This window comes from Streptomyces sp. NPDC001970 (genome assembly GCF_053594115.1).
This window is the reverse complement of sequence record NZ_JBSFDW010000033.1, coordinates 96,702-106,781: the sequence shown is the minus strand read 5'-3', so window position 1 is coordinate 106,781 and position 10,080 is coordinate 96,702. Positions and strand designations below refer to the sequence as shown.

Here is a 10,080-nt window from a genome sequence, read left to right as displayed (position 1 = left end):
GTACTGCAGGGGGGACCCTGTGGGAGAGTAGGACGCCGCCGAACAATTATTGGGGAAGCCCCGGACCTTGTGGTCCGGGGCTTTTCTGCGTTCAGGGGCGGAATCGGAAAGGACCACCCTTCCACCTCCCCCAGAAGAGTGGTCCTGGTCCTCCTGCAACTGCTCCTACAGGCGCCCGGCAGCCTTCAGAGCCAGATAGGCGTCTGCCAGAGCGGGAGCCAGGTTGTCCGGGGTGGCATCGACGACGGTGACCCCGTGCCGCTGGAGTTGCTCGGCGATGCGTCGGCGTTGGGCCTGGGCCTGCGTACCGGCGGCGGCGTTGTACACCGCGTCCAGGGTGCCGCGGTCATTGGCCATTTCCGCGATGTGGGGGTCAGCGACAGATGCCAGAACCACAGTGTGGCGCTGGGTGAGTTGAGGGAGCACCGGCAGCAGGCCCTCCTCGATCGGAGCAGCGTCCAGACTGGTCAGCAGAACGATGAGGGAGCGGCGCGGGGCGTACTTGAGTGCGGTGGCACTGAGTCCTCGGGCATCGGTCTCCACAAGCTCCGGCTCGAGCGGAGCAAGTGCGTTGACCATCGCGGGGAGTACTTCTCCGGCCGCTCGGCCCTGAACCTGGGCTCGGGTGCGGCGGTCGTATGCGAGGAGGTCCACGCGATCTCCGGCGCGCGTAGCGAGCGCAGTGAGGAGAAGCGCGGCGTCCATGGCTGCGTCAAGGCGTGGGACGTCGCCGACGCGGCCGGCCGAGGTGCGGCCGGTGTCGAGCACGATGAGGATGTGACGGTCCCGTTCGGGCCGCCAGGTCCGTACCGCGACGGTGGTCTGGCGGGCAGTGGCGCGCCAGTCGATCGAGCGGGTGTCGTCGCCGGGGACGTACTCGCGGAGGCTGTCGAACTCGGTGCCTTGGCCGCGGGTCAGCACGCTGGTCCGGCCGTCGAGCTCGCGGAGTCGGGCAAGGCGGGAGGGCAGATGCTTGCGGCTGGTGAAGGGTGGCAGGACGCGCACGGTCCATGGCACGTCATGGTTTCCCTGGCGTGCCGCGAGGCCGAGCGGGCCGTACGAACGGACGGTGACACGCTCTGCCCGGCGGTCACCGCGACGGGTGGGGCGGAGGATCGTGGAGATGCGGCGGCGTTCACCGGCCGGGACCGTCAGCCTGTGGCGGGACGCGGCCTGCTCCGTTCCAGGGACCCAGCTGCTGGGCGGCCAGGCGTCCCGGAGATGGGCACGCAGACGGCGGGCAGTCGGGTTGGTGACGGTGAGCTGGACTTCCGCACTGTCGCCGAGTCGAACGGACGTGTCACCGCTTCGGGTGAATTGGAGCTTTCGCACTGGTGCGGCCAGGGCGTAGTCGCACAGAATTGCTACTGAGAGTGGTGCGTTGACGGCGAGGATTCCCGCCCAACTGGGTGCGAAGACGCCGACGGGGATGGAGCCTAGGGCGGCGAGGAGAGCTGTTCGTCCGGTGAGGGCCACGGTGTACCGCCTCAGCGGGGGACGGGGACGTGGGTGAGGATCGCGGTGATGACGGAGTCTGGGGTGACTCCTTCCATCTCCGCCTCGGGGCGCAGTTGGATGCGGTGCCGGAGGGTGGGAAGGGCCAGGGCCTTCACGTCATCCGGAATGACATAGTCCCTGCCGGTGAGCCAGGCCCAGGCTCGGGCGGTGGACAGCAGTGCGGTGGCGCCTCGGGGAGAGACGCCGAGGGTGAGTGAGGGGGATTCACGCGTGGCACGGCAGATATCGACGACGTAGCCGGCGATTTCGGGGGAGACGGAAGTCTTCGCCACGGCGGCGCGGGCGGCCTCCAGATCGGCCGGTCCGGCGACGGGGCGGATTCCGGCGGCCTGAAGGTCGCGCGGGTTGAAGCCCTCGGCGTGCCGGGAGAGGACGTTGATCTCGTCCTGGCGTGAGGGCAGCGGCACCGTCAGCTTGAGGAGGAAGCGGTCGAGCTGGGCCTCGGGGAGGGGGTACGTGCCTTCGTACTCGACCGGGTTCTGGGTCGCGGCGACCAGGAACGGGTCGGGGAGGGGGCGCGGGGTGCCGTCGACCGTGACCTGGCGCTCCTCCATGGCTTCGAGCAGAGACGACTGGGTCTTCGGGGGCGTCCGGTTGATCTCGTCGGCGAGCAGCAGATTGGTGAAGACGGGGCCCGGCTGGAAGGAGAACTGCGCGGTCCGCGCGTCGTAGACCAGCGAGCCGGTGACGTCGCTGGGCATCAGGTCGGGGGTGAACTGGACGCGCTTGGTGTCGAGTTCGAGGGACGCGGCGAGGGCGCGGACGAGGAGCGTCTTGGCGACACCGGGGACGCCTTCGAGGAGCACGTGACCTCGGCAGAGCAGGGCCACGACGAGTCCGGTGACGGCAGAGTCCTGGCCGACCACGGCCTTCGCGATCTCGGCTCGCAGGGCCTCCAGGGAGGCGCGTGCGCTGTCCGAGTTCTCGGGGGTCTCGGGGGTCGGGGCGCTCATGAAGTGCGTACCTCTCTTTCGAGGGCGTCGAGTTGGTCAGCCAGGCGGATGAGAGCGGCGTCGTCGGCGGGTGCCGGGCCGAAAAGGAGGGCCTTGACGTCCCGGTCCCCGTCGACGAGTCGTGCGGACACGGCGGGAAGCAGGGCATCCGGGGAGTGGGCGTCTGCCGGGGCGACGCCCAGGAGGGGAGCAAGCCGGGTGCGGGTGGCGGAGCGGAGTGCGGCGGCGGCGCGGTCGCGGGCGTTGGCCTTGCGGTAGAGGCGGGCACGGCCCTCGGTGGCCTCCGATGCGCGGATGGCCACGGGCAGCCGTTCGGTCACGAGCGGTCCGAGCCTGCGGGCGCGCCAGACGGCGGCGAGCAATGCGGCGAGGAAGAGCTGGAGCGTGCCCCACAGCCAGCCGGACGGGATCAGTTCTCCGATGCCGCTCTCGCCGGCCTCGTCGCCGTTGCCCTCGGCGACGGCGGATTCATCACTGAGCGAAGGGAGGTACCAGACGAGATGAGGCCGGGAGCCGAGGAGTTGGAGCGCGAGGGAGGCGTTGCCCTCCTTGTCGAGGCGCTCGTTGAGCAGGATGTCGGGGGACCCGAGCAGGACGGTGTCGCCGCCGCCCGGGTCGCTGATCCTGAGCAGCGTCGGCAGACCGTCGCTGAGGTAACAGGCGTCCGCGTCGGGGACGTCGTCCGTGGCGTACCGCTCACCGCCGGTGTCGGCCTTTCCCGCGCGCTCGGCGGCGGGGAAGGTGCACTGGGGATCGCGAGCGGAGACGGACGTACGCGAGTCCGGCCGTACGCCGGGGGCCAGGGTGTCGACAGACGGCGGGCCGGGGGCGACCAGGACCGTGCGGCCGCCCGAAGGAACCATGGCCGCGCGCAGGGCCTCCTGCTGGCGCCCCGTCAACAGGTCCGGGGTGACGACCAGGAGCGTGGTGTCGGGGCCGGTGGCCGTGGTGGCCTCGTCGAGGGTGGTGACCACGCGGGTGTCGACCCCCCGGGACTTGAGGAGTTCGGCCACGGCTCGGCTGCCCTGGGCGTCAGCGGAGCGGGGGTCGAGGCGCCCGTGCTGTTCACCGGAGCGTACGGCGGCGATGGCGATCCCGGCGCCGACGAGGATGACCAGTGCGAGCAGCACTCCCCGGCTTCGCGTCCAGATCTGACGGGACGTGAGGGCCGTGGATGTCGTGCCGGTGGTGGCCGCGGTCATTCGGCTGCTCCTCGGGCCGCGGCGCTCAGTTGGGGTTTGGCGCGTTCCACCCGGCTGTCGAGATCCCTGAGGCGCAGATACGTCTGCTGGTCGGCGGTGCGGCCGCCGTATGTGACGTCGTCGAAGGCCCGCGCAGCGGCGCGGAGTGCGCCGGCCTCGTCGGGCAGGGGCCGGCCGGCTTCGGCTGCGGCTTCGTCGGCGGTGCGTCCCGGGCGCGGGTCGAGGAGGGCCCGTTCCTCCAGGGAGCGGACGATGGCGCGCATCCGCTCCTGGACAGCCTGGTTGAAGCGCCCGGCGGCGGCGTGCGCCTCGGCAGCGGTGCGGTGTTCCGCGGCGCTGCGCGGACCGTCATCGAAGAGGGCGTCGCCGGTGGTGAGGCTCCGCTGCGGGGTGCCCAGCCGCCACCACAGCGCGGCGGCCAGGGCGATGACGATCAGAACGATCATGACGAGCCCGACCACTCCGCCCGGTGCGGCGCCGGACGCGGAGTTGAAGATGCCGTCGACCCACTCCCAGAAGCGGTCGAGGCCTCGCTCGAGGAGGTTCGGATCGTTCTCGTGGTACATCGGCCTGGACAGTTCCCGCTCGGCCGCCTCGCGGGCGGGGACGCGCGGGATGTCCACCGGTACGTCGTCGTTCGCGCGGATCAGCGTCCGCGCGGTGATCGTGCCCCCCGTGATGGACACCGCATCAACTCCTGGAGGTGTCGTCGCCCGGGGCGGAGGAACCGGTGCCCGCGACGCCTGCGGCGCGGGCCAGTTCGAGGTCGAGGGCCTCCCGGCGGATGCGCTGGTCCACGTAGAGGAGGACCGTCACGCCGGCCGAGATCGGGTAGGTGATGGCCGAGGCGATCACCGCGCCGATGCCCGTGATGATCAGGAACGGCCAGCCGAACTCGGGGGTGGTGCCGCTGAAGAGTCCGCTGAGTCCGTCGCCGTCGGCCATGTAGGCGAGCAGGCCGAACGGCATAGCGATGATCATCGAGACGATGATGGTGAGCACCAGGACCAGCAGCAGGATGCCGAAGGTCCGCCACCAGGCGCCGTGGACCAGCTTGGCGGAGCGGCGCATGGACGGTGCGATGCCTTGGCGCTCCAGCATGAGCGCGGGCGAGGCGAGGGCGTAGCGGACCCAGAGCCAGATGGCGACGACGACGCCGGTGAGGCCCCCCAGAGCGCCGAGGGCGCCGGAGCCGAGGAGTATCCCGGGAAGGGCGCCCACAGCGATCGCTGCCGTGCACATGAGCACGATCGCCAGCGTCAGCCCCAGGAGGCTGAGGAGCCGGGGCCGGGCCTCGCTCCAGGCCTCGGAGAGGGTCACCGGGCGCCCCAGCACCGAGCGGCTGACCACGATGGTCAGCATGGCCGTGACGAAGAGAGTGGCGATCAAGGCGATGATCAGGGTCGGCACCATGGAGAGCATGCTGAACTGCATGGCGTCGACAGTCTGGTTGAGGGCTTCCTCGGGGCCCGCGTCCGGATCCATGCTCGGAGCCTTCGGGAGCACGTAGCGCTGGACGAGGATGTCGGCGATCTGGGAGATGACGGACACCGTGATCGTGACAGCCAGCACCGGCCGCCAGTGTGCGCGCAGCGTCGACACCGCGCCGTCCAGAATCTCGCCGACGCCGAGGGGCCGGAGCGGGATGACTCCCGGCTTGGCGGCCGGCGGCGGGCCGCCCCAACCGCTCCGCTGCCCTCCGCCCCAGCCCGCCTGGACCGGGGGCACAGGCCCGCCACCGGGCGCGGTCGGTGGAGCCCACTGACCGGCCGGCGGCTGCTGCTCGGACCACTTCGAGGAGGGCCCGGCCGCGTCGGCGGGCTCGTCGGGCCGCGGCACTCCGTCGCCCTGGCCGTCGGAGCGCGCGGATCCGGGCGAGGCCCAGCCCGGAGTGTCGTTCACAGTCGTCCACCTCGTGGATTGGTCATGCGCCCGGCTCGGAGAGCCGGTGCTGGCTCGGCGCCTGTCCGCACGGCGTGGCGGAAGGCCGGCAGCCATCGTGCCACGCGCCGCCCGCCGGTGGACCGGGCTCTGGATCTCCTTCTCACCTTCATTGTCGCTGCCGTAGCGGGCAGACTGGGCGGATGGCTGATCAGCACGTTCATATACCCGTCGGCGAGGACCCTGCGCCTCCGCCCTCGCTGCGCTGGGACGAGCCGCCCGAAGGCCCTGTACTGGTCCTTCTCGACCAGACCCGGCTGCCGGCCGATGAGGTCGAGCTGGTCTGCACGGACATCCCGGCGCTGGTGCGGGCGATCCGGACACTGGCCGTGCGAGGGGCGCCGTTGCTCGGTATCGCCGGTGCGTACGGAGTGGCCCTGGCTGCCGCGCGTGGGTACGACGTCGCGGAGGCTGCGGCCATGCTGGAGCGGGCGCGGCCCACCGCGGTCAACCTCGGGTACGGGGTGCGGCGGGTGGCCGGCGCGTACCGGGAGGCGGTCGGCAGGGGCGTCGGCGTCGAAGAGGCGGCTGCGGCCGCGCTCGCCGAGGCGAAGGCACTGCACCGCGAGGACGCCGAGGCGAGTGCGCGGATGGCAGGCCATGGGCTCGCGCTGCTCGATGAGCTGCTGCCGGGCGGTGGCCACCGGATTCTGACGCACTGCAACACGGGGCGGCTGGTCTCCGGAGGCGAGGGCACGGCTTTTGCGGTGGCGCTCGCCGCGCATCGGGCGGGGCGGTTGCGCACGCTGTGGGTGGACGAGACGCGACCGCTGCTCCAGGGCGCCAGGCTCACCGCGTACGAGGCGGCCGGGAGCGGGATGCCGTACACCTTGCTCACGGACAATGCGGCGGGTTCGCTGTTCGCGGCGGGGCAGGTGGATGCGGTATTGATCGGGGCCGACCGGATCGCCGCGGACGGATCCGTGGCGAACAAGGTGGGGAGCTATCCACTGGCGGTCCTCGCCAAGTACCACCATGTGCCGTTCATCGTGGTGGCGCCGACCACCACGGTGGATCTGCGGACCGCGGACGGAGCGTCGATAGAGGTGGAACAGCGACCGGGGCAGGAGGTGACGGAGGTCATGACGCCGCAGAGTGCGGGTGCCGAGCCCGGCGGCGGGCTTCCGGTCGCCCCGCTGGGAACCCTTGCGTACAACCCTGCGTTCGACGTCACGCCGCCGGAACTCGTGACGGCGGTCGTCACCGAAGAAGGAGTCGTGTCCCCGGTCACCGGGGGCGGAATAGCGGAGCTGTGTGTGCCAGGTCACGCCAGGTAACGATCAGCTAATGGGATGATGTCGATCCGATCGACGAAAGCGACCCCTCCCACCTGCGGCGATTCGCAGGGAGAGGGGCCGTGACATCCAACGGCTACATCAACGGCTGCATCACGTGACCTCGGAGTCCGGTCGAGCGGCCTCCAGCTGCCGGATGCGGGCAGGCTGCCGCAACAGCCGATCGAGCTGTCCCACCGCCGCGATCACGTCCGGTATCCTTTGCGCTGATGGAACGCACGATGGGGGTATCAGTCGATCCCGCCTGGATGGACGCATCACGCCGTACCGTGCTCCTTGCCTCACCTGACACGCTCTTCAGTGACCCAGAGGCGGCTTGGCTCCCGTGACTGCCGACGCAACGGCGGACCGCAGGCGGCTCCTGCTGAACTGCGGGTGACATCAATGACTGACACCAACGGCGGCGAATCCGAGCGTTCTCCTGCGAACACTTCACTGCCGTGGTCCGCAGGTATCGACTGCATCCCATGGCGATACGGGGATCCCGGACCGACCTGATAAAGATGAGGCCAGATCTCAAAGCCTGTGCCAGCGTGGGCGTCGTCATCGACCGATTGATGGCGCCCGCGCCAGCTTGAGGCAGTCATGTGCGTCGGATGACCAGTACGGCGACGTCGTCGAGGTGGTCCACCGCGACCGCGGCGTCGAGGATGCGGTCGGCGGTCTCCTCGGCGTTCAGTCCGTCGTGGAGTGCCGCGCCGGCCAGTGTTCCGGCCCGTTCCAGTCCGGCTTCCAAGGTGAGGCCCGGTCCTTCGACCAAGCCGTCGGTGACCATGACCAGCGCGCTGTCCTCGTCCAGGGTGAAGGTCTCCTCGCGGTACTCGGTACCGGGCACGACTCCCAGGACCGGCCCGCCCGGCAGCTCGCGGATGCTGTGGCTGCCGTCCTTGCGCGCGTACAGCAGCGGCACGTGGCCGGCGCTTGCGCCGGTGACCCGTCCGTCGCGCGGGTCGAGATGCAGCATGGTGCAGCTGGCGAATCGATCCGCGCCCATCGTGACGAGCAACTCGTTGATGCGCGTCAGCACGGTCGCGGGATCCGGCTCGTGGGCGGCGATCGCACGTATGGAGGCGCGCACCTGTCCCATGGCTGCGGCAGCGTCCACGTCATGCCCCTGGGCGTCGCCGATCTCCATGGCGACCGCGCCGTCGGGCATGGCAAAGGCGTCGTACCAGTCTCCGCCGATGTCCAACCCGTCCCGGCTCGGTCGGTAGCGGGCGGCGACCTCCAGGCCCGCGAGGTGCTCGGGCAGCCTGGGGAGCATGGCCTGCTGCAGCGCCGTGGCCAGCTCGACGCGTGCCTGCTGCAACCTGATGCGCCTCAATGCCTGGCCCGCCAGGTCGGCCAGCGCACCCACGAGGGTCTGCTCGTCCAAGGACGGCCGGTGTCCGCTGCCGTAGAACACCAGCCATCCCCCGAGCGGCTGATTGCCAGGCTCGGTGAGGGGCATGACCGAGACGGCGTAGTCGGAGCCGAGCCGGGCGAGCCGCCGAAATTCAACCGCGTGCGGCCAACGGCGGATGTAATCGCCCCGGTCGAGGATGAAGTAGGACTTGCCGGTGCGGATCGCTTCAGTCAGCGGGGTCGGATGGTCCAGCGACATGCCGTGCAGGACGTCGACCTCCCACATGGCTATCCCGGCATCGGTGGAGACACGCAGGCGGCCGTCGTCGACGAGCGCGAGCAGGGCGCCGCCGGCGCCGAAGGTTGCGGCGAGCCGGGTCAGGACGACCTGCTGCATTTCCTGCTCCGTGGCTGCAGTGATCAAGGCGGAGGAGAAGTCGGCGATGTCTTTGGCACGCTGTCGCTCGGCAGTAAGCGCCGCCTGCGCCTTCTCCCTTCGTTTCTCCTGCCTGGTGTCGTCGCGGACCACCCCGAAGATCCGCTCGGGGCCGCCATAGCCCAACTGGATCCGCCGGGTGTAAGCGGCCAGTTGGTGCCAGCCATCGTGCTGGGTGAGGTACCGCAGCCTCACCCAGGGGGACTGAGGGGAGGCCGAGCGCACCAGCTGCCGGAAGGCCTCCCGGTCGTCAGGGTGCACTGCCGACATCACCCTGGACAGCGACGCAGTGGGATCCGGGAAGAGCGCGGACACGGCGGGTGCGCCACCGATCCACTCCAACTGTTCCTCATGGGGCGAATACATCCACAGGCCGAGGTCGGCGGCCGTGGTGGCCAGCCGGAACGGGATCAACAGGCTGGCCAGGTCGTTCCCCGCATCCAGGGCGTGCACCCAGACCAGCCGCTCGTCACTTGCGGGATCCTTCACTTGCCGCGCCTCGATCAAGCAGGCAACGGGTGCTCCGCCTCGCCCGGGGAAGTCCAGCACCCGCATCGCGACCGTCTTCGTCCTGGCGGCGTGGGCCACGAGGCTCTCGGCCGACATCCGCTGGCTTGCGGGCCACAGATCACCGAAGTCACGTCCCAGGCACTGCTCCGCCGACCTGCCCAGCGCGGTGGCCATCGCAGCGTTGAGGCAGCGGATGGCACCGTCCAGCGTCAGAAGAGCCGCCGGGGCAGCCCCTCGAAGGAGTTCGTCCGAGGCGTCCATCCGAGACTCCTTGGCAAGTACCAAAACGGCCTCTTCAGCCATTTTCGCGCATTTTGCCGCGATGTCTTGGTCAAGGGTGCGTTTGGTCGTTACGTTGAGTGACGACGGCACGGAACTCGCTGGAAACGGTGGACGGCCGGCCGTGAAGAGGTCTCGGTGGAACGCGGTGCGGTACAGCAGCGAACTACAGCGACCCCAGCAACCGGCGGCGCCCAACATCGGCCCTCATGGTCTTCCCGGAAGCCTGTACGACCTTCAATGGCCGATCTTTTTAGAGCTACGGATCAGAAGGTGCCCGTGCCCCTGCCGTGCCCGTTCGACCGGTAACTGACGGGGAACCACGGTGATTGACGGACAGCGCACATGAGAACGGCCCCCGACCGATTTGCCTGGTCAGGGGCCGTTCATCTGCGGTGGGTGTGGGATTTGAACCCACGGTGACATCGCTGCCACGACGGTTTTCAAGATCGTTCACGGCTTGACTCGGCCATTGAGTAATCCGATCTCCTGACGGCGACTCCCCGAAGGGGAGAAAATCGGGCCACGGCCGTCCGGCTGACGTCGCGGAGTCTTGGTGCCACCGGAACCCGACATTGAGTAGGACGCTGGGGACCCTTCGT

6 protein-coding genes and 1 pseudogene are annotated in these 10,080 nt (G+C 69.8%); 1 reads left to right on the top strand and 6 read right to left on the bottom strand.

The features are described from left to right. Positions 1 to 165: 165 nt before the first annotated feature. Genes ACWCP0_RS31810 through ACWCP0_RS31790 form a run of 5 tightly spaced genes read right to left on the bottom strand, consistent with a single transcriptional unit; the run spans position 166 to position 5,575 of the window. Positions 166 to 1,476 carry a DUF58 domain-containing protein gene (locus tag ACWCP0_RS31810; protein ID WP_451082214.1) on the bottom strand — a complete coding sequence of 437 codons (1,311 nt, stop codon included), beginning with the start codon at positions 1,474 to 1,476 and terminating at the stop codon, positions 166 to 168. An 11-nt stretch (positions 1,477 to 1,487) separates the two neighbouring features. Continuing rightward, a complete protein-coding gene (locus tag ACWCP0_RS31805) occupies positions 1,488 to 2,471 on the bottom strand; it encodes an AAA family ATPase (RefSeq protein WP_451082213.1) in 984 nt (327 codons plus the stop codon). After that, on the bottom strand, positions 2,468 to 3,673 hold the full coding sequence (locus tag ACWCP0_RS31800; protein ID WP_451082212.1) for a DUF4350 domain-containing protein: 1,206 nt from the start codon (positions 3,671 to 3,673) through the stop codon (positions 2,468 to 2,470). Before ACWCP0_RS31800 ends, ACWCP0_RS31805 begins: the two co-directional genes overlap by 4 nt. Beyond that, the gene (locus tag ACWCP0_RS31795) at positions 3,670 to 4,359 is read right to left on the bottom strand and encodes a DUF4129 domain-containing protein (protein WP_451082211.1); all 690 of its coding nucleotides are present in this window, start codon (positions 4,357 to 4,359) and stop codon (positions 3,670 to 3,672) included. Before ACWCP0_RS31795 ends, ACWCP0_RS31800 begins: the two co-directional genes overlap by 4 nt. Positions 4,360 to 4,363: 4 nt before the next feature. After that, on the bottom strand, positions 4,364 to 5,575 hold the full coding sequence (locus ACWCP0_RS31790; RefSeq protein WP_451082210.1) for a DUF7544 domain-containing protein: 1,212 nt from the start codon (positions 5,573 to 5,575) through the stop codon (positions 4,364 to 4,366). Positions 5,576 to 5,757: 182 nt separating this feature from the next. On the opposite strand from ACWCP0_RS31790, the pseudogene mtnA reads away from it, so the two are divergent. Continuing rightward, a pseudogene (mtnA, locus tag ACWCP0_RS31785) lies at positions 5,758 to 6,902 on the top strand (S-methyl-5-thioribose-1-phosphate isomerase). Between the two features lie 590 nt (positions 6,903 to 7,492). Here the strand turns inward: mtnA and ACWCP0_RS31780 are convergent. Continuing rightward, the gene (locus ACWCP0_RS31780; RefSeq protein WP_451082209.1) at positions 7,493 to 9,460 is read right to left on the bottom strand and encodes a SpoIIE family protein phosphatase; all 1,968 of its coding nucleotides are present in this window, start codon (positions 9,458 to 9,460) and stop codon (positions 7,493 to 7,495) included. Positions 9,461 to 10,080: the final 620 nt, after the last annotated feature.

Coding starts and splice junctions, on each gene's coding strand:
- ACWCP0_RS31805 (WP_451082213.1), bottom strand. CDS start 2,471: ATGAGCGCCCCGACCCCCGAGACCCCCGAGAACTCGGACAGCGCACGC.
- ACWCP0_RS31800 (WP_451082212.1), bottom strand. CDS start 3,673: ATGACCGCGGCCACCACCGGCACGACATCCACGGCCCTCACGTCCCGT.
- ACWCP0_RS31780 (WP_451082209.1), bottom strand. CDS start 9,460: ATGGACGCCTCGGACGAACTCCTTCGAGGGGCTGCCCCGGCGGCTCTT.